17 protein-coding genes are annotated in these 18,565 nt (G+C 62.5%); 13 read left to right on the top strand and 4 right to left on the bottom strand.

Features of this window, described 5'->3' with window-relative positions; genetic code table 11:
- Nucleotides 1–14: 14 nt before the first annotated feature.
- Nucleotides 15–968: a LysR substrate-binding domain-containing protein gene (locus tag IB279_RS19915; RefSeq protein ID WP_244546774.1), complete on the top strand. Its 954-nt coding sequence runs from the start codon at nucleotides 15–17 to the stop codon at nucleotides 966–968.
- A gap of 241 nt (nucleotides 969–1,209) precedes the next feature.
- The gene (locus IB279_RS19910) at nucleotides 1,210–1,902 is read left to right on the top strand and encodes a pentapeptide repeat-containing protein (protein WP_090297408.1); all 693 of its coding nucleotides are present in this window, start codon (nucleotides 1,210–1,212) and stop codon (nucleotides 1,900–1,902) included.
- A 32-nt stretch (nucleotides 1,903–1,934) separates the two neighbouring features.
- Here the strand turns inward: IB279_RS19910 and IB279_RS19905 are convergent, their stop codons facing one another.
- On the bottom strand, nucleotides 1,935–2,510 hold the full coding sequence (locus IB279_RS19905; RefSeq protein WP_060521100.1) for a nucleoside 2-deoxyribosyltransferase: 576 nt from the start codon (nucleotides 2,508–2,510) through the stop codon (nucleotides 1,935–1,937).
- A gap of 663 nt (nucleotides 2,511–3,173) precedes the next feature.
- On the opposite strand from IB279_RS19905, the gene IB279_RS19900 reads away from it, so the two are divergent.
- The 8 genes from IB279_RS19900 to IB279_RS19865 all read left to right on the top strand — a co-directional run bounded on the left by IB279_RS19900 (nucleotide 3,174) and on the right by IB279_RS19865 (nucleotide 12,296).
- On the top strand, nucleotides 3,174–4,736 hold the full coding sequence (locus IB279_RS19900; RefSeq protein ID WP_060539346.1) for an ABC transporter substrate-binding protein: 1,563 nt from the start codon (nucleotides 3,174–3,176) through the stop codon (nucleotides 4,734–4,736).
- A 58-nt stretch (nucleotides 4,737–4,794) separates the two neighbouring features.
- On the top strand, nucleotides 4,795–5,766 hold the full coding sequence (locus IB279_RS19895) for an ABC transporter permease (RefSeq protein WP_034797927.1): 972 nt from the start codon (nucleotides 4,795–4,797) through the stop codon (nucleotides 5,764–5,766).
- A gap of 10 nt (nucleotides 5,767–5,776) precedes the next feature.
- Complete coding sequence (locus IB279_RS19890; RefSeq protein ID WP_060529200.1) at nucleotides 5,777–6,727, top strand: ABC transporter permease; 951 nt, start codon at nucleotides 5,777–5,779, stop codon at nucleotides 6,725–6,727.
- A gap of 3 nt (nucleotides 6,728–6,730) precedes the next feature.
- Nucleotides 6,731–7,924 (top strand): amidohydrolase family protein, encoded by a 1,194-nt coding sequence (locus IB279_RS19885; protein WP_090297411.1) that lies wholly within the window; start codon nucleotides 6,731–6,733, stop codon nucleotides 7,922–7,924.
- On the top strand, nucleotides 7,921–9,405 hold the full coding sequence (locus IB279_RS19880; protein WP_192339609.1) for an amidohydrolase family protein: 1,485 nt from the start codon (nucleotides 7,921–7,923) through the stop codon (nucleotides 9,403–9,405). Before IB279_RS19885 ends, IB279_RS19880 begins: the two co-directional genes overlap by 4 nt.
- On the top strand, nucleotides 9,402–10,388 hold the full coding sequence (locus IB279_RS19875; protein ID WP_034797922.1) for an ABC transporter ATP-binding protein: 987 nt from the start codon (nucleotides 9,402–9,404) through the stop codon (nucleotides 10,386–10,388). The genes IB279_RS19880 and IB279_RS19875 overlap by 4 nt, the downstream gene beginning before the upstream one ends.
- Nucleotides 10,385–11,365 carry an ABC transporter ATP-binding protein gene (locus tag IB279_RS19870; protein ID WP_234798773.1) on the top strand — a complete coding sequence of 327 codons (981 nt, stop codon included), beginning with the start codon at nucleotides 10,385–10,387 and terminating at the stop codon, nucleotides 11,363–11,365. Before IB279_RS19875 ends, IB279_RS19870 begins: the two co-directional genes overlap by 4 nt.
- Nucleotides 11,366–11,648: 283 nt before the next feature.
- Complete coding sequence (locus IB279_RS19865; protein ID WP_060529198.1) at nucleotides 11,649–12,296, top strand: YceH family protein; 648 nt, start codon at nucleotides 11,649–11,651, stop codon at nucleotides 12,294–12,296.
- A 65-nt stretch (nucleotides 12,297–12,361) separates the two neighbouring features.
- Here the strand turns inward: IB279_RS19865 and IB279_RS19860 are convergent, their stop codons facing one another.
- Nucleotides 12,362–13,093, bottom strand: a complete 732-nt coding sequence (locus IB279_RS19860) for an aspartate/glutamate racemase family protein (RefSeq protein ID WP_060521103.1) — start codon at nucleotides 13,091–13,093, stop codon at nucleotides 12,362–12,364.
- Nucleotides 13,094–13,096: 3 nt separating this feature from the next.
- Nucleotides 13,097–13,741 (bottom strand): flavin reductase family protein, encoded by a 645-nt coding sequence (locus IB279_RS19855; protein ID WP_034797914.1) that lies wholly within the window; start codon nucleotides 13,739–13,741, stop codon nucleotides 13,097–13,099.
- Between the two features lie 192 nt (nucleotides 13,742–13,933).
- Here IB279_RS19855 and IB279_RS19850 point away from each other — a divergent pair, with 192 nt between their 5' ends.
- Together IB279_RS19850 and IB279_RS19845 are read left to right on the top strand one after the other, a co-directional pair.
- Nucleotides 13,934–14,620, top strand: coding sequence for a GntR family transcriptional regulator (locus IB279_RS19850; protein ID WP_060521105.1), 687 nt, complete (start codon nucleotides 13,934–13,936; stop codon nucleotides 14,618–14,620).
- 69 nt (nucleotides 14,621–14,689) lie between these two features.
- Nucleotides 14,690–15,517, top strand: a complete 828-nt coding sequence (locus IB279_RS19845) for a bifunctional allantoicase/(S)-ureidoglycine aminohydrolase (protein WP_060521106.1) — start codon at nucleotides 14,690–14,692, stop codon at nucleotides 15,515–15,517.
- Nucleotides 15,518–15,649: 132 nt separating this feature from the next.
- Here IB279_RS19845 and IB279_RS19840 read toward each other — a convergent pair whose 3' ends face one another.
- On the bottom strand, nucleotides 15,650–17,458 hold the full coding sequence (locus IB279_RS19840) for an ABC transporter ATP-binding protein/permease (RefSeq protein WP_034797910.1): 1,809 nt from the start codon (nucleotides 17,456–17,458) through the stop codon (nucleotides 15,650–15,652).
- A 236-nt stretch (nucleotides 17,459–17,694) separates the two neighbouring features.
- Between IB279_RS19840 and IB279_RS19835 the strand changes: the two genes are divergently transcribed.
- Nucleotides 17,695–18,543, top strand: a complete 849-nt coding sequence (locus IB279_RS19835) for a class I SAM-dependent methyltransferase (protein ID WP_192339607.1) — start codon at nucleotides 17,695–17,697, stop codon at nucleotides 18,541–18,543.
- The last annotated feature ends 22 nt before the right edge of the window (nucleotides 18,544–18,565 follow it).

Here is an 18,565-nt window from a genome sequence, read left to right as displayed (position 1 = left end):
AATGTCTAAATAACTTGATCGATGAGAAGCGACTAACGATGAGTTCTGACCATTTTGGTGAGCTGCACTCACAGATGTCGGCGACGCGGCTTCCGCCGCTGGCGGCGCTGCGCTGTTTCGAGGCGGCGGCCAGACTCGAGAGCTTCAGTCGCGCCGCGGACGCGCTCCATCTGACGCACGGCGCGATCAGTCGCGCGGTCCGGCTTATCGAAGATGAACTCGGCGTGGCGCTGTTCGAACGCCGCAGCCGGCGTGTCTTCCTGACAGAAGCCGGGCGAAAGCTGGCGGCGGCCGTGCGCGAAGGTTTCGGTCTGGTGGAGAGTGCCGTCCGGGAGATCAGGGACGTGGCGCGAACGCCGGCGCTGGTGGTGTCCTGCGAGCCGACCCTTCTGATGCGCTGGCTGATACCGCGCCTTCCTGATTTCCAGGCGCGGCATCCGGAGGTGTCTATCCATCTCGTTGCCGGAGGTGGGCCGGTGTCCTTGGGCCGTGGCATCGATCTGGCGATCCGACGCGATGATTTTCCTCGAGCGGGCGGCACGCATGCCGTGCCGCTCTTTCCGGAGCGAATAGGTCCGGTCTGCCGAACGGACAAAATCGCCCTGTTTTTTAACGAGGCTGAGGCCGGCTCTTTGCCTCAATTGCGCAAGGACGCGATCCCCTTGCATACGCGAACGCGGCCAAATGCGTGGGAGACCTGGGGGACGACGGCAGACCGCGCCGCACCCGAACAGCGCGGCCAAGTCTTCGAGCATTTCTATATCAGCCTTCAGGCGGCCATCGCCGGGATCGGCGTGGCGATCGGGCCTTGGCAACTCGTCCGCGACGATATCGACAATGGCATCCTGGCCGCGCCATGCGGATTTATCGAAGACGGTACGGCCTATCATCTGCTGTCGCCGTCAGCGATCGGCGACCATGGACCAAGCGCGGCGTTGCGTGACTGGCTGCTGGCCGTATCGATCTGAAACGGACCGTTTTCATTTCTGTCATTTGCATAAAGGCGAGCAACGTCATACGTTTAACGAATACGCGCGCATGACCGGCGATGCCAGTCGGCGGAAAGGCGCGCGAAGCACCTGATATGCAATCGATTCGACCCTCGGGTCCTGGAGCGGCGCCATGAACATCCTCAAAATCAATCTCGGCCAGGAGCGGGGTACGCTGCGCCCGGCTAGCGCAAAGGCATCGAGGATCGTGGCCGACGTCATGAAGGCACTGGTCGTTCCGGCGGCGGCTATAGGCCTAGTGGCGTTCGCAGCGCCGTCGATGGCGCATGCCGCCAGTTGCAAGGATTCCGCATCGCCTGGAGCCGATTGGACCGACTGCAACAAGAAAGCGCTTATGCTCGGCGGCAGCGACCTTCAGGGTGCCAATCTCGTCAACACCGACTTCACCTTGACGGATCTGCGCGGTGCGAACCTGACAGAAGCCAATCTGGAAAAGGCAACTCTGGTTCGATCCTCGATTGCGGGGGCTACCGCGAATGGCGCGAACTTCTCCAAAATCGAAGCCTATCGGTGCAATTTCGCAGGCGTCTCCGCCGAGAAGGCATCGTTCGTCAATTCCGAGCTGCAGCGGGCCAATTTCGGCGGTGCCCGCCTGACGGGGGCAAGCTTTGAAAAGGCCGAACTCGGCCGGGCGAATTTCGACAAGGCGGAGCTCACCGGAACCCGGTTTACCCATGCCAACCTTTCGCGCGCGGACCTGACCAGCACGAGTTTTTCCGGCCCGATCGATTTCCAGGGGGCGTTCATGTTCCTGACACGTATCGAGGGCGTCGACCTGTCCGAGGCAACCGGACTTGAACAGGAGCAGGTCGACATGACTTGCGGTGACAGCTCGACCAAGCTTCCCGCCGGCATGAGCACGCCGGCGGGCTGGCCCTGCGCCAGCGACTGATCGCCGTCACAAAGCCGCGGCCCAATCGGTCGTTATGCCAAATGCCGCTTTGCGGCAATCGCAAGGCATTCCTTGAAGGCTTGCAGGTCGGTCAGGCGATCGGCCTCAGGCACTTCGCGCTGGACGAGCCTGCCTTCCCTTCGCAGAACGCCGCCATCGAGCATCAGGTTGTCGGCCATATCGAAGTCTTCGATGCTGAGCCCGTCCGGACCGGCCATGCGGCCGTCGAGGCGCAAGCCGGCCTTGCCGCCGTAGTGGTCGTGCAAGATGCGCTCGTAGTAGCTGCGGGAGGTGTTCGTATAGGCATAGACGTGCTTACTGTGACCGCACATGAAGCCGAGTTCGAAGACCGTGCCGACATCGGCGCTGATGCCGCGAAACGGTGTCAGGTTGGCGATGATCATGTCGGCGGCAAGCATCATGCCTTCGTCGACGGCGTAGATCGCAAGGCCGCGCTGATGCTTGGTCGGAGCCGGCGGAATCTCAAGATCGCCGGGCACGAGCGGTGTGAACCCGGCTGCACGCGCCAACTCTGCCTTCAATTTCTGAATCTCCGCCGCATTGGGCAGAAACACTTCCGGGCCAGCGAGATAGACTTTCACGCGCATTTCTCCTCACATTTTCGAGCGGCCAATCTAGGAGAGCTGCAGCGCCGAGCCTAGCCATGGACTTCAGCTTGCCCACGGTTTTTTGGAGCGTGGGAAGCAGGTATGCTGGCTGAGCGCATTGCCCCACCGGTGGAGACGCCCGTGGCCCGCCATGTGCCACCTTCGGCCAATTCCGGAGATTTGCGCATGCCACGCGGGCGAGCTGGACATGCGGACGTGTCAAAATCTGCAGCCGATGTCAGCGGGGGCTGCGATCGCAACCGCCGCCACCGGCGCGCGCACCATCCCACGGGAAGGCTCGCGGGTCGTTGGTGGCAAGGTCTCCGCCACGTTCACATGCGGAAACACTCATAAATACGGGTGTTTCCTAACGAATCCTGTTTGCACGCAGACATGCCAGGATGCCCGCCGCCGGTTTGCAAGGGCGCTTCTCCGGTTTCGATTCGCTCCATGGTTGCCGCTTCCCCCTTATTTTTCCCATGCCCTGGTCCGCTGGTGGGCCGTCGTTTTCACCGCCGCATGCGACTTTAAACAATCATGCATACAAAATTGTCGACAAAATAGTTGACATTGTCGCCGACAGCTTCAAATCTAGGGCAACTTGCTCACGAGTGGGTGAGGGCGCCTGCATATGGCGACTGATGAGAAAACAGAGGGAACGACATGAAACTGAGAAAGCATCTCCTCGCGGGGTTGGCATTTGCCTTTCTCGCATCCTCGGCCTCCGCCGAAACGCTGCGTTGGGGTAGCCCGCGGGATATCTTCTCGCTCGACCCCTATTCCTATGGCAGCACCTCGAACCTGGCCTTCCTCAACCACGTGTACGAAGGCCTGACCCGCTATACGCCGGAGTTCAAGGTCGAGCCGGCCCTCGCCACGAGCTGGGAGATGGTCAAGGACAAGGTCTGGCGCTTCCATCTGCGCAAGGGCGTAAAGTTCCAAAACGGCGCCGAGTTCAACGCTGACGACGTCGTCGCCTCCATGGCCCGCGTCAGCCATCCGACCTCGCCGCTGCGCGGCAACATTCCGGCCTATGTCTCGACCACCAAGGTCGACGATTACACGGTCGACATCGAAGTCAATTCGCCAAACCCGCTCTTCCTCAACGACATGACCAACATCTTCATGTTCGACAAGGACTGGCTGGTCGACAACAAGTCCGAGCTGCCGACCGATGTCGGCGCCAAGGTCGAAGGCTACGCCACCTACAACACTAACGGCACCGGCCCGTTCAAGGTCGAATCGCGCGTGCCCGACAGCAAGACCGTTCTCATCAAGAACGACGGCTGGTGGGATACGCCGAAGCACAATCTCGACCGCATCGAATTCATGCCGATTACCTCGGCCGCAACCCGCGTTGCAGCGCTGCTTTCGGGCGAAATCGATCTGACCGATGGTGCGCCGGTGCAGGATCTTGAGCGCCTAAAGAGCTCGCCGGACATCAAGGTCATCGAGCGCACTGACCTGCGCACCGTGCACATGGTCTTCAACCGTCACGAGACCTTCGCCGACGGTCGCGAAAACTTCTTCAACAACATCAAGGTGCGCCAGGCGATTGACCATGCCATCGACCGCCAACTGATCTTCAAGCGCGTGATGCGCGGCAAGTCGCATGTCGCCGGCACCATGGTTGCTCCGGAAATCCCGGGCTACAGCGCCGAACTCGATGTGCCGACCGCCTACGATCCGGAACTCTCCAAGAAGCTGCTCGAAGAGGCAGGCGCCGTCGGCAAGGAGTTCACGCTCGTCTGCATGAACGACGAAAGCGTCAACGAAGAAGACGTCTGCAGCGCACTGGTCTCTATGCTGTCGCGCGTCGGCCTGAAGCCAACCCTCGACATCGGTCCGCGCGCCGTGCAGGCGCCGAAGCGCGCCGGCGGCAAGTCCGACGCCTACATGATCGGATGGGCCAACGAGCCGACGCTCGATGCCTATTCGATCCTGGTTCAGGTTCTCTCGACCCGTGAAGGCGCGGCCGGCGTCGCCAACTATGGCGGCTGGTCCTATCCGGAACTCGACGCGATGGTGAAGAAGGCCGCGCTCGAGATGGATCACGACAAGCGTCTGGCGATCGAAACCGAGGCGCTGAAGTTCGCCAAGGATGAGGTCATCATGATCCCGTTGCACCAGCAGCCGATGGCCTGGGCAATGTCGAAGAACGTCACGGATGTGACCATTCGGGCCGACAACAAGCCGCGTCACTGGCTGACCCGTATCGGCGATTGAGTTTTCTTGCCCCGGCAGAGCGTGCTTTGCCGGGGCTCCTCATTCAGCGAGAAACCCAATGATTGTCTTTCTCATCAAGCGGCTGGCCAATGCCGTGCTGGTCATGCTCGCCGTCGCGCTGCTCGCCTTCCTGATCTTCCGCTTCGCCGGCGATCCGGTCGAGTTGATGGCCAACGAGCAGATGTCGCAGGCCGACCGTATCGAGCTGCGCGAAAAGCTCGGGCTCAACGATTCGTTCCTCACCCAGTTCGGTCGCTTCGTCGGCAATGCCGCCCAGGGCGATTTCGGCATCAGCTACCGCAACGGCCAGGACGTGATGAAGCTCATTGCCGAGCGCTTCCCGGCAACGATGGAACTGGCGCTGGTCGCAACCGTCCTGTCTCTCCTGATTGGTCTTCCACTTGGTGTCCTGACCGCTATCCACCGAGGGCGATGGTATTCCGAGGGGTTGCAGTTCGTCAGTATCATCGGCGTCTCCTTGCCGAGCTTCGTCGTCGGTATCCTTCTGATCCTCGTCTTCGCCGTAACGCTCGGCCTCGTACCTGCTTTCGGGCGCGGCGATGTGGTGCAGCTCGGCTGGTGGAGCACCGGCCTGTTGACGTCGTCGGGCCGCGCGTCGCTGCTTCTGCCGTCGCTCGCACTCGCGCTCTACCAGATCACTCTGGTCATGCGTCTGGTGCGCGCAGAAATGATGGAAGTGCTGCGCTCGGACTTCATCAAGTTCGCACGCGCCCGTGGCGTGCCGCGGTGGCGGATCTATTTCCGACATGCGCTCAGGAACTGTCTGATGCCGGTTGTCACCATGACGGCGATGAACTTCGGCTCGTTGATCGCCTTCGCGCTGATCACCGAAACCGTGTTTCAGTGGCCGGGCATGGGCATGCTCTTCATCCAGGCGGTCACCTTCCTCGATATGCCGGTCATGGCGGGCTATCTCTGCATCGTCTCCTTCATCTTCGTCACGCTCAATACGCTCGTCGATATCGCCTATGCGGTCATCGATCCGCGGTTGCGCGATGCAACCCGCTGAGGTCGTTGCCATGACAGATCACGTCCAGCAAACCACACCGGCGCGCAAGCCTTCGCGGCTTGCCCGCTGGCGCCAGAGCGATCTCTGGTGGTCCTTCACCCACAAGCCTTCGGCAATCATCGGCGCGATCATCCTTACGTTCCTGATCGCGACCGCCTTTGCAGCACCTTTGATTGCGCCGCAGAACCCCTTCGATCCGGCTCAGCTCGAGCTCTGGAACTCCGAGCTGCCGCCGATCTGGGAGGCCGACGGCCAATGGCCTTACGTGCTCGGCACCGACACGCAAGGGCGCGACATGCTCTCGGCCATTCTCTATGGCTCGCGCATCTCGATCCTGATCGGCGTCGCCTCGGTCGTGCTTTCGCTCGCCGTCGGCCTTAGCCTCGGCCTCGTTGCCGGCTATTTCGGCCGCTTCATCGACAATTTCCTGATGCGCATCGGCGACGTGCTTCTGTCGATCCCGACGATCCTGATCGCCATTCTCGTCAGTGCCGTCGCGCGCCAGATGCTGCCGCCGGAACTGCGGGACGTCGGCTCTGCCGCCGTTCTGGTGCTGGCGATCACGCTCAGCGCCTGGGTGCAATATGCCCGTACCGTGCGCGCCCAGACGATCGTCGAGCGCGGCAAGGAATACGTTCAGGCGGCGCGTCTTCTGAAAACGCCAGCGCGGCGCATCATGCTGAAGCACATCCTGCCGAACACGCTGACGCCGATCATGGTTGCTGCGACCCTCAACTTCGGCATGGCGATCCTGACCGAAGCGACGCTTTCGTTCCTGGGTATCGGCATGCCGCCGAGCCAGCCGAGCCTTGGAACGCTGATCCGTCTCGGCAACCAGTTCCTGTTTTCGGGCGTATGGTGGGTGGTGCTCTTCCCCGTCGTCCAGCTTTGCCTTCTCGTGGTTTCGGTCAACCTTCTCGGTGACTGGCTGCGCGATGCGCTCAATCCGAAATTGAGGTGAATGATGTCCAATCTCCTGATCCGTAACGTCAGGCCCAACGCCGGCGAAGCGACCGACATCCTGGTGCGCGACGGCAAGATCGCCGCCTTCGGCAAGGGCCTCGCCGCCGATGGCGTGGCCGTGGAAGACGGCAACGGTCATATCGTGATCTCCGGTCTGATCGAGGCGCATACCCATCTCGACAAGTCGGTCTGGGGCATGCCCTGGCACGTCAACGCCAAGACCGCAACGCTGCGCGAACGCATCGATTTCGAACGCGAAAAGCGGCTGGAAATCGGCATCGACCCGCACCGTCAGTCCATGCGCCAGGCGATCATGCTCGCTGCCAATGGCGCAAGCCACATCCGCAGCCATGTCGACATCGACACCACCCACGGCCTTCGGCTGATGGAAGGCATCATCGAGACCCGCCAGGTGCTGAAAGATGTCATCGATATCGAGATCGTCGCATTCCCGCAGTCGGGCCTCGTCACGCGGCCCGGCACTGTCGAGTTGCTCGACAAGGCTCTGAGCAATGGCGCGGAAGTCCTTGGCGGCATTGACCCCTGTGGCATCGATCGCGACCCGAAGGGCCATCTCGACGCGATCTTCGGCCTTGCCGAAAAACATGGAAAGCCGATCGACATTCACCTGCATGAGCAGGGCGAACTCGGCGCCTTCAGCATGGAGATGATGTTCGAGCGCATCCGCGCGCTCGGCATGCAGGGCAAGGTCGCAATCAGCCACGCCTTTGCGCTCGGCGCACCGGATTATCTGCGCGTCGGCGGTCTCATCGAACAGATCGCCGAACTCGATATCCGTATCGTCACGACAGGCTCTCCGTCTTCGACCGTGCCTTCGATCCTGCGTCTGAAGGATGCCGGCGTGAAGGTTGCTGCCGGCTGCGACGGTATCCGCGACACCTGGGGTCCGTGGGGCCAACCCGACATGATGGATCGTGCCCGCATCCTCGGCATGAAGAACGGCCTGCGCCGCGACGTCGATCTCGAACATGCGCTTTACGTCTGCTCCAAGGGCGGCGCCGACGTCATGGATATCAAGGGATATGGCCTCGATGTTGGCTGCGATGCCGATTTCACCCTGCTCACCGGCGAGACGCTGGCGCATGCCGTCGTCGACGTCGCGCCGCGGCCGCTGGTCGTCAAGCGTGGCCGCGTCGTCGCCCGCAACGGCGTTGCGGAGGTGGCGATCCCATGACCAACATCAAGGATTTGACGCTCGGTGAGCGAGCCGAAGGACGCACGCTTCTGACAGCACAATGGGTGCTCGGGCACCGCGACGGTTCGCACCGGCTGATCCCGAACGGCGAAGTCGTCATCGAGGGCGGCACGCTGCTCTATGTCGGCCCACGTTTCGAAGGAGAGGTGGCACGCCGCATCGATCTCGGCGCAGCCATGATCAGCCCCGGGCTCATCGACCTCGATGCGCTGTCTGATCTCGACACGACGATCTTAGCGATCGACCATCAGCCTGGTTGGGCCAAGGGTCGCGTCTGGCCGCTGAGCTACATCGAGCGCGGCCCCTATGAGATGTACACGCAGGAGGAGCTGGCGTTCCAGAAGCGCTTCGCCTTCGCGCAGCTTCTCTTGAATGGCATCACCACCGCAGCGCCGATCGCCTCGCTTTTCTATCGTGAATGGGGCGAGACCGTTGCTGAATTCGCCGCCGCATCCGACGCCGCAGGTGACCTGGGTCTTCGCGTTTATCTGAGCCCGGCCTATCGCGCCGGCGGCATGATGGTGTCGGCGCCGGGTCAGCTCGAAGCGATCTTCGACGAGGCAAGGGGTCTGAAGGGCCTTGACGACGCGATTGGCTTCATCCGTGACCATGAAGGTCGCCATGGTGGCCTGGTGAAGGGCCTGCTGGCTCCCGACCGGGTGGAAACCTGCACCGAGAAACTGCTGGTGCGCACCGCCGATGCGGCGCGCGACCTCAATTGCCCGATCCGGCTTCATGCTGCGCAGGGCACGATGGAGGTCGACACCGTCCGCCGCCTGCATGGCAAGACGGCGCCGGAATGGCTGGCGAGCTTCGGTTTCTTGAGCGACCGGCTGATTGCGCCGCATGCGACCCAGGCGACCGACAACGATCTGCGTCTCTATGCCGAAAACGGCGTGAGTATCGTGCACTGCCCGCTGGTTTCGGCCCGCGGCGGAAGCACGCTCAACTCGTTCCGCTCGGTCAAGGCCCGCGGCGTCAATATTGCCATGGGCACCGATACGACGCCGCCGGACATGCTGATGAACCTACTCGTCGGCCTGATCGCTGCCCGCGTCGTCGAAGGCGACCCGTCAGCCGTCAGCTGCGCCGATCTCTTTGATGCTGCGACACTTGGCGGCGCCAAGGCCCTCGGTCGCTCGGATCTCGGTCGCCTGGAAACGGGCGCCCGTGCCGATATTGCCGTGTTCGATCTCATGGACCATCACATGGCGCCGGCGATCGATCCGATCACGACGCTCGTCGTCGGTGGTTCCGGACGCGTCACCAAGGCGGTCTTCGTCGATGGCCGTCTGTCGATGCGCGATGGCGAGGTGGCAGGCTTCGACATGAACGCGGCACGCGCGCAGGCACAGGTCCAGTTCGATGGCCTGATTGCCAAGTATCCGGAGCGGAGCTTCGGTCACCCGCCTGTCAGCGAGATCTTCCCGCCGAGCTACCCATTGGAGGTGCAGCGATGACTGAACATACCTCATCGGCCGTGCTCGACGTGCGCGGTCTCTGCGTCGAATTCCCTGGCCGCCATGGAACGGTGCAGGCGCTATCCGACGTTTCGCTCAGCATTCGCCCCGGCGAAATTCTTGGCGTCGTTGGTGAATCCGGCGCCGGGAAGTCGATGACCGGTCTTGCCGTCCAGGGTCTTCTGGAGCCGCCTGGCCGCATTTCCGGCGGCGAGGTCTGGGTCGGCGGCCGCCGCATCGACCAGCTCGACGACAAGCAGATGCAGCAGGTGCGCGGCCGGCAGATCGGGGCGATCTTCCAGGACCCGTTGACCTCGCTGAACCCGCTCTTCACCGTCGGGGCGCAGCTAGTTGAAACCATCCGCCTTCACCTGAAGCTTTCCAAGGCCGATGCCAAGGCGCGGGCGATCCAGCTCCTGAAGGAAGTTGGCATTCCGGCGCCCGAGGCACGCTATGACCACTACCCGCATCAGTTCTCGGGTGGCATGCGCCAGCGCGTCGTCATCGCCCTGGCACTTGCCGCGGAACCGAAGCTGATCATCGCCGACGAACCGACGACGGCGCTCGACGTCTCGATCCAGGCGCAGATCACCTCGCTGCTTCGCCGTCTTTGCGATGATCACGGAACGGCGGTCATGCTCGTCACCCACGACATGGGCGTGATTGCCGAGACGGCCGATCGCGTCGCGGTCATGTATGCCGGGCGGCTCGTCGAAATCGGCCCGGTCGCCGAGGTGCTGAAAAACGCCCGTCATCCCTATACGCGGGGCCTGATGGGCTCGATCCCGGCGCTTGGCCGCCGCGTCGAGCGGCTGAACCAGATCGACGGTTCCATGCCGCGGCTGAACGCGATCCCCGCCGGCTGCGCCTTCAACCCGCGCTGCCCGGATGCCGGGCCGCGTTGCCGCAAGGATAGGCCCGAACCGGCGCCGGTCGGGACCGGCGTCGCCGCATGCTGGCTCAATGCAGGAGGAGTGCTATGAGTGATGCCCTGACGGTCAACGACCTGACCTGCAACTTCGACGTTTCGGCACCCTGGCTGAACCGCGTCATCGAGCGCAAACCGCGGCAGTTCGTGCGCGCCGTGGACGACATCAGCTTCAGCGTGCCCATGGGCGGCTGTCTGAGCCTCGTCGGCGAATCTGGCTGCGGCAAGTCGACGGTGGCGCGGCTGGTCACAGGTCTTTATCGCGCCAGCGAAGGCGAGGTGCGGTTTGCACCGAGCAAGAACGGCGAGCCGCTCTCGGCCCAAATGATCTTCCAGGATCCCTATGCAAGCCTCAATCCGCGCTGGCGGGTGCGCAACATCATCGCCGAACCGCTGCGCGAGTTGAAGCTGCGCAACTCCGAAGCCGAGATCATGGACCGGGTCGGCGAACTGCTGACGATCGTCGGCCTTGCGCCCTCGGACGGTGCCAAGTTCCCGCACGAGTTTTCGGGAGGCCAGCGCCAGCGTATCTCGATTGCCCGCGCGCTTGCCGGCGAGCCGGAGTTCCTCGTCTGCGACGAGCCGACCTCGGCGCTCGACGTGTCGGTCCAGGCGCAGATCCTCAACCTCATGCGCAAGCTGCAGGACGAGATGGGGCTGACCTATCTGTTCATCAGCCACGACATGAGCGTGGTTCGCCACATGTCGGACCGGATCGCCGTGATGTATCTCGGACGCATCGTCGAGGAGGCCGACACCGAGACGCTCTTTGCCAATCCGAGGCATCCCTATACCCAGCTGCTGCTGGAGACGATCCCGGATATTACCCATCCAAAGCGCGGGCGCAGCATTGCGGCGAGCGAAGTGCCGAGCCCGCTGAACCCGCCGTCCGGCTGTACCTTCCATCCGCGTTGCCCGTTTGCAGACCAGCGCTGCAAGAGCGAGCGGCCGGAGATGCGCAGCTTCGCTGACGGCTCGCGTGCCGCCTGCCACCGCATCGAAGAAACTGTGAAGGCGATCAACGCAGCGTAACGCCCACCTCTTTCCCTGAAGACTTGGGCTCCGTGTCGTACCAGTCGCGGAGCCTCTTTTTTTGCCGCCGGCGATTTTCAGTATTTGCGCCAAGCAGTTCGCATGCCCTTTCGCATCGCTGTCGTGGGGCAAGTGCTAGGCTGCTAACCGGAATTCAACGAAATAGACCGATGACCATTCCCGGGCTCCAACACTCACGTTAGGGTAGGGGCCAATGGTCGGACCGCTTCCCGCTCGGGACATCCGGCCGGGATCGAAATGCGTTGATTTGAAGAGTTGGCTTATGAACACGACCTCCGACACCGATTTCCCCGTCCTCAATGCCGTTGAAGCCCGCGTTCTCGGATGCCTGATCGAGAAGAAGGAAACGACGCCCGACGTCTATCCGCTGACGCTCAATTCGGCGCATTCGGCTGCCAACCAGAAAACGGCGCGCGATCCCGTCATGGCGCTCGAGCAGGTCGAGATCCACCGCGCTCTCTCGTCTCTGGGGCAGAAAGGGTTGGTCCGGCAAGCATTTGCCTCGCGGGTCGAGCGCTACGAGCACCTCGCAGCCAACCGCTTCTCGCTGACGTCGCCGCAGATCGTCGTGCTCGGTCTGCTTCTTCTGCGCGGCCCGCAGACGGCCTACGAGCTTTGGGCGCGCAGCGAGCGCATGGCGCGGTTCTCGTCGATCGAGGAGCTGAAGGACAATCTGGATCTGATGATGGGCCGCCGGCCGCCGCTCATCGTTCAACTGAACCGGGGTGCCGGCCAGCGCGAAGACCGCTTCGCGCATCTCTTGTGTGGTGAAGTCGAGCAGCCTGCCGAAAGGGCGGCCGTGTCGTCGGCGCCGAGCGGTTCGGCCCTATCGGCTCTCGAAGAACGACTGGAAGCGCTTGAGCGGAAGGTGGCGACGCTCGAGGAACAGCTTGACGCCCTGACGCGCTGACAGCACGGCGCCGGAAACAAAATGTCCCGGGCGCCATGTGCGCCCGGTGACATATTCGGATGCGCTCAGCTGGCGTCGACCAGCCGGCAGGCCGGCGCTTCCTTGGCGCGCGGATAGTCGTACGCACCGACCTTCGAGGTGGCATAACCGCCCCCGACGAGCGCCTCGGCAAGCTTCACGGCTGCCGTCACGCCGTCGATCACAGGCATGCCAGTACGCGCCTTCAGGCGGTCGCAGAGCTCAGACATACCGGCACAGCCGAGGATGATCGCTTCGGCGCCATCCTCCTGGCGTGCTTTCAGGATCTCCTGAACCAGCATCTCCTCGGTGTGGGCCAGATCCTCCTCCAGCGCCAGCACGGGCATGTCGACCGATCGCACCTTTCGGCAGCGATGGCCGGCACCGTAGGCCTCGGCGAGGTCCTCGATGATCGGCACGGAGCGGGGCAGGGTGGTGATGATCGTAAAGCGGGTCGCAATGTTCATCGCCACCTGCACGGCCGCCTGACAGATGCCGATGACCGGACCGCGAGCGATCTCGCGTGCAGCGCCAAGTCCGGGATCGTCGAAGCAGGCGATTACATAGGCATCGATGCCGCGCGCTTCGCCTTTGCGGATTTCCGCAAGCATCGCTGGCACAGCCATCGCTTCGTCGGCATGGCCTTCGATGCTGGCTGGGCTCGATGTCGGGTTGATCGATTCGAGCTGGGTGTCGGCTGCAGCGACGCGCTCGGCGCTGCGATGCGCCTGTTCGGTCATCGAGCGGGTGGAGTTCGGATTGATCAGCAGGATACGCATGGATCAGCTCGTCTTCCGCATGGCGTTTGCAGGGGGGGCATAGGCGGTAATGTCGGGCGTCGGCATGACGAACTGACGATCCGATGTGATGTAGTTGTTGGCGTGCAGCCGTGCGATCGGCTGGTATTGGGACGGGTCGACGTAGCGGCCTTCCTCGTCGAGGCAGTCCTTACGCACGTGCATATGCACGACCTCGCCGAGAACGATGACGCGGCGGTCATATTCGATCAGCCGCTCAACGCGGCATTCCATCGAGCAGGGTGACTCGACGATACGGCGGGCGCCGACCTTGAGGCCGTCAGCCGCCGTCAGTCCGGCGATTGCCACTTCGTCGACATCCGGCTCGAAGGACAGGCCGCAGACCAGCATCTGGTCGGCGATCGCCATGTCCACCATGTTGACGACGAACTCGTTGGTGCGCCGGATATTGGCGACCGTGTCCTTCTCTTCCCCGTTCGGGCGGGTCTGGATACCGAGAATGACGATCGGCGGGTCGTGCGAGAAGACATTGAAAAAGCTCATCGGCGCGGCATTGTCCTGTCCGCTCGGCGAGAGCGTCGAGACCAGCGCGATCGGTCGCGGACCGATGAAGTTCGTCAGCAGGCGGTAACGGTCCTGGGCCGGCAGTTCTGTGAAATCGAAGTCCATCGGAGCTCTCAATTGGCGCCGCGGCCCGGTCTATTTGCCGGTCGCACGGTCGTGTTTAAGCGGTTGCCATTGCACATCAAGTTGCGGTACACAATATTGTCTACAATTTTGTAGTCAATATCTAACTGCAGCGGATGGAATTGACTTTGAGCGCCGCACGGCGAGAGTAAGCGAACGGCTAAGGGAGATTTCATGTATAACGCGGACGAAGTCGCCGGTGCTCCGACGGCGATCATTTGCGAGAAGATCTGGCTTGCGATTGCAGAGCGTCGGCTACGGCCGGGGACGCGATTGAAAGAGGAACAACTTGCCGAAATATTCTCCGTCAGCAGGGCTCGCATCCGCCAGGCACTGACCGCGCTCGAGCGCGATGGCCTGGTGACGATCATGCCGAACCGGGGCGCCTTCGTCTCCGAGCCTTCGGTAGACGAGGCACGCGATGTCTTCGTTGCCCGCAGGGCGATCGAACAGCGGGTCGTCGAGCGGCTTTGCGAGCGCGCCAATCCCAAGGATATCGTCCGGTTGCGCGCCCATATCGAAGAGGAGCGCATTGCCGGCCGATCCGGAAATCTCTCTGATATCGTTCGGCTTTCCGGTGGTTTCCACCTGTTGCTCGCGGAGCTTTCGGGGTCTGCCTTCCTCTTCGGTATCCTGCGCGACCTCGTGTCCCGGACATCCCTGATCACCGCAATGTACCGGTCGAACCACCTGCACAATTGCGGACCGGACGAACATCTGGCCGTGGTCGAGTACATCGCGTCACGCGACGTCGCGAGCGCGATCAAGGAAATGGCCGAGCACCTGAACCACGTCGAAGCGGAGCTGGACCTGGACGAGGAGAAAGACCAGCCCCGCGATCTTCGCACCGCATTGCTTTGATGCGGCGCGCGCGACCCATTGCACCGCACTTTAGAGGAGGCGGTGCCTGCAAGCAGACTGAAGGAAGATATGACCAACCGTAGTTACTATGCGCCGCATGGCGGCAACCCGCCCCAAACCCAACTCCTTTCGGATCGCGCGGTCTTCACCGAAGCCTATGCGGTGATTCCGAAGGGGACGATGATGGACATCGTCACCAGCTATTTGCCGTTCTGGGACAAGACCCGGCTGTGGATACTGTCCCGGCCGCTCTCTGGTTTTGCTGAAACATTTTCACAATATATCATGGAAATCGCTCCGGGCGGCGGCAGCGACCGGCCGGAACTCGACGAAGGCGCCGAGGGCGCGATCTTCGTCGTCGAGGGCGAATTGACCATCACGCTCGACGGTAAGGCGCATAAGATGCAGCCGGGCGGCTTCGCCTTCATTCCGCCGGCGAGCAACTGGACCGTTCGCAACGGAAGTGAAGCGATCGTTCGCTTCCATTGGGTGCGCAAGGCTTACGAGTACGTCGATGGCCTGCCCGCGCCGGAGGCCTTCTTCACCAACGAGGCCGAAATCACCCCGTCGCCGATGCCGGGCACGGAAGGCAAGTGGGCAACGACCCGCTTCGTCGACCCGACGGACCTGCGCCACGACATGCACATGACGATCGTCACCTTCGAGCCCGGCGCGATCATTCCCTTTGCCGAGACGCACGTGATGGAACACGGCCTTTATGTGCTCGAAGGCAAGGCCGTCTACCGGCTCAATCAGGACTGGGTCGAGGTCGAGGCCGGCGATTACATGTGGCTGCGCGCTTTCTGCCCGCAAGCCTGCTATGCTGGCGGTCCGGGCAAGTTCCGCTACCTGCTATACAAGGACGTGAACCGCCACATGAAGCTGAAATCACGCTGAGTAGTTCACCTTGGGCCAAGAAAAACCGCGCATTCCAGGGATTGCGCGGTTTTTCTTTTTTTCCGCCAGATAAAGCCGTTTCCAGATCCTGGCTCTCAGCGCTTCGCCGTTTGCCAACCGTGGACCGGACTATCAGTCCACCAGTTGCGGATCGGCCGGCTGCAGGCTGCGCGGCTGGAGACGCCTGAGCGTGTTGCCGGTCGGGTTCTTGTCGAGGTGGAGCACGCGGGTAAAGAAGTCGCTGCCGCGTTCGGTGCGTCCGATGTTGACGATCGCAACACCTTGAAGCTCGTCGTCCATGAACTTCAGCACGCGCTGGTAGGCGTCGTCCTCAAGGGTATCGAGCGCTTCGTCGATGATCAGCCAGCGCGGCTTGTGCAGGCTGAGCCTAGCGATGGCGAGGAGGCGCTGCTCGGCCTCGCTGAGGTTCATCTGCTTTCGCGCATCCTGGTCGAGCCGGCCGCTCAGGCGGCCAAGGCCGACCTTCGAGAGAACGGCGGCGAGTTCGCCCTTGCTGTAGGTATCGGGCGGGCTCGGATAGGCGAGCACTTCTCCAAGCGTGCCCGGCGGGAAATAGGGAGACTTCGGCACAAAGGCGAGGCCGTCGTCAACCGGCAGTGCAATGCGGCCGTGCCCCCAGGGCCAGAGCCCGGCGATCGCGCGGAAGAACGGCGCCTTTTCGACCTCAGGCGCGCCGGTGACGAGCACGCGTTCGCCCGGATCAATGGTGACGCTCGGCTCGCGAAGCTGGATGCAGCCGGTCGGCGAGACGATTTCGATGTTGTCGAAGCTCATCTGCGGCGTATCGGAGGTCCTGAAGTCGATGCGCTTGTCGCCCTCATGCCGTTCGTCGGTCATCAAGAGCGCCGAGCGGAAGGCGGCGACGCGCAGCAATGTAGCGCGCCAGTCGGCGATCGCGCCGATATTGTCGACGAACCACCGCAGCGACGCATGCACCTGATTGAAAGCGCCGACGGCCATCATCAACCCACCGAAGCTCAGGTCGCCGGCGAAATAGACCGGTGCAGCAATGACGATCGGTGCGACGACGGTGATCCAGCCATAGCCGCCGGTCACCCAGGTGAGCCGCGTAACCGCACGCAGCAGGCCGTAGCTGATCTCGAGCACCGAGGCGAGGTCGCGCTGCAGCCGCTTTTTCTCATTGGCCTCGCCTGATGAAAGCGAAACGGCCTCGATATGTTCGTTGACGCGCATCAGCGAGAAGCGCAGCGCCGCCTCCCGGGCATAGTGTTCGCCATTGAGCGCCACCAGAGGCCGGCCGACGAGCCAGCTCAGCCAGGAGGCGGTGCCCGCATAGAGGATCGCGGCCCAGACCATGTAGCCGGGAATGTCGAAGGAATAGCTCGCGACATGGAAGACGAAACCGTCGGACAGTGACCACAGCACGCCGATAAAGCTCACCAGCAGAATACCGGATTGGAAGAGGCCGATCGAAAGTCCGGCCGAGAGATCGGTCAGGTGGCGCGCGTCCTCATGGATTCGCTGGTCCGGGTTGATGCCGATGGCGCCGGCATTCGCCAGCCGGAACGCGCGCGTCGGGCGCATCCATTCGGTGATCAGGTCCTGGGTCAGGCCTTCGCGCAAGCGCAGCTTGATGACCTGGCCGAGCCAGGTTTGCAAAACATTGAGAACGAGGAGCACGCCGGCGATCTGGGCGAAGACGACGAGCTGATGGAGAAAGGCCGGAAGGTCGCGTCGCTCGAGCGTGTCGTAGAACGGCTTGTACCATCGGTTGAGGATGATCTGACCAAAGGCTGTCACAACGATGACAACGATGATGCTTATGCTCAGCCAGATGATCTTGTTGCGCAGTGGCGAGGCCATGAAGGCCCGATGCATCATCCGCAATTGATCACCGAGGGATTGTTCGTCGCTGGGTTCTATCCGGCCGCTATTTTTGCCGTTCGTCCGGTTCGACATCGGTGCGAATCTCTCCTTCCCGGTCTCCTCGAGTAGAATATAGCCTGCCTTACCCTCTCTCCCTAGCGCGGATTGTCTGCGCCCACATGTAACCGCGGTCACAGCGCGGATCGTAAAATCCGTGACAATGCGGCACACTGCCCGAATTGCGGCGGGAAAGTTGAATTGCAACCCTCCGCAGAGGGTTCATAGTTTCGTGAGCGAGGTCGGAACACGGCACCGAGGGAGGAGCCTGCATGTCGGCGCATCTCGATCAAATCCGCGATCAGCAAAGAGAGACCTGGGACCGCTTCTCCGCCGGCTGGAAGAAGTGGGACGCACTGGTGCTTGGATGGCTCGCCCCCTTCGGCGAGGCAATGATCCGGCAGGCGGCCATCAAGGACGGCGACCGGGTGCTTGACGTCGCTGCGGGAACTGGAGAACCAGGCCTGACGGTGGCGGCGTCGATACCGAAGGGCCGCGTGACTGTCACCGACCTTTCAGAGCGCATGTTGCAGGTGGCGACGGAGAACGCCAGGCATCGCGGTCTTGCGAATTTCGAAACGAGAGCCTGCGACGCTGGCGCCTTGCCGTTTCCGGAAGCAACATTCGACGCCGTCCTCTGCCGGTTCGGTTTCATGTTTTTTCCCGACGTTGCAGCGGCAGCCCAACAGTTGACGAGGGTCGCAAAGCCCCAGTCGCGTGTATGCGCTGCGGTGTGGGGTGCACCGGAAAAGAACGCCTGGGCAACGACGATCATGGCGACGATCGCCCGGCACGTCGACATGCCGAAGCCTCCGGCCGGCGCGCCCGGCCTGTTTCGCTGCGCGTCTGCAGGCCTGATGAAGACCGTTTTCGAGGATGCGGGATTGCACGACATCCACGAGGAGGAGGTCACCACCACGATGGTCCACGAGACTCCGGAGGACTACTGGGCCTTCATGACCGAGATCGCCGCACCCGTCGTCGCCGGACTGGCACAGGCGGACGATCAGACGCGCAACCGCATCCGCAGCGAGGTTCTCGATCTGGCAGGCCAAGCGATCCGGGCGGGCAAGGTGGAACTGCGCGCGACGGCAACGATCATCGCCGGCACGCGACGATAGCAGAAGGGAACGACGGGGAGGG

The organism is Ensifer sp. ENS06 (assembly GCF_014852205.1).
Lineage (GTDB): Bacteria > Pseudomonadota > Alphaproteobacteria > Rhizobiales > Rhizobiaceae > Ensifer > Ensifer adhaerens.
The sequence above is the reverse complement of the archived record's forward strand: the minus strand, read 5'-3'. Positions and strand labels throughout refer to the sequence as shown.

Coding starts and splice junctions, on each gene's coding strand:
- IB279_RS19910 (WP_090297408.1), top strand. CDS start 1,210: ATGAAGGCACTGGTCGTTCCGGCGGCGGCTATAGGCCTAGTGGCGTTC.
- IB279_RS19905 (WP_060521100.1), bottom strand. CDS start 2,510: ATGCGCGTGAAAGTCTATCTCGCTGGCCCGGAAGTGTTTCTGCCCAAT.
- IB279_RS19900 (WP_060539346.1), top strand. CDS start 3,174: ATGAAACTGAGAAAGCATCTCCTCGCGGGGTTGGCATTTGCCTTTCTC.
- IB279_RS19895 (WP_034797927.1), top strand. CDS start 4,795: ATGATTGTCTTTCTCATCAAGCGGCTGGCCAATGCCGTGCTGGTCATG.
- IB279_RS19890 (WP_060529200.1), top strand. CDS start 5,777: ATGACAGATCACGTCCAGCAAACCACACCGGCGCGCAAGCCTTCGCGG.
- IB279_RS19885 (WP_090297411.1), top strand. CDS start 6,731: ATGTCCAATCTCCTGATCCGTAACGTCAGGCCCAACGCCGGCGAAGCG.
- IB279_RS19880 (WP_192339609.1), top strand. CDS start 7,921: ATGACCAACATCAAGGATTTGACGCTCGGTGAGCGAGCCGAAGGACGC.
- IB279_RS19875 (WP_034797922.1), top strand. CDS start 9,402: ATGACTGAACATACCTCATCGGCCGTGCTCGACGTGCGCGGTCTCTGC.
- IB279_RS19870 (WP_234798773.1), top strand. CDS start 10,385: ATGAGTGATGCCCTGACGGTCAACGACCTGACCTGCAACTTCGACGTT.
- IB279_RS19865 (WP_060529198.1), top strand. CDS start 11,649: ATGAACACGACCTCCGACACCGATTTCCCCGTCCTCAATGCCGTTGAA.
- IB279_RS19860 (WP_060521103.1), bottom strand. CDS start 13,093: ATGCGTATCCTGCTGATCAATCCGAACTCCACCCGCTCGATGACCGAA.
- IB279_RS19855 (WP_034797914.1), bottom strand. CDS start 13,741: ATGGACTTCGATTTCACAGAACTGCCGGCCCAGGACCGTTACCGCCTG.
- IB279_RS19850 (WP_060521105.1), top strand. CDS start 13,934: ATGTATAACGCGGACGAAGTCGCCGGTGCTCCGACGGCGATCATTTGC.
- IB279_RS19845 (WP_060521106.1), top strand. CDS start 14,690: ATGACCAACCGTAGTTACTATGCGCCGCATGGCGGCAACCCGCCCCAA.
- IB279_RS19840 (WP_034797910.1), bottom strand. CDS start 17,458: ATGTCGAACCGGACGAACGGCAAAAATAGCGGCCGGATAGAACCCAGC.
- IB279_RS19835 (WP_192339607.1), top strand. CDS start 17,695: ATGTCGGCGCATCTCGATCAAATCCGCGATCAGCAAAGAGAGACCTGG.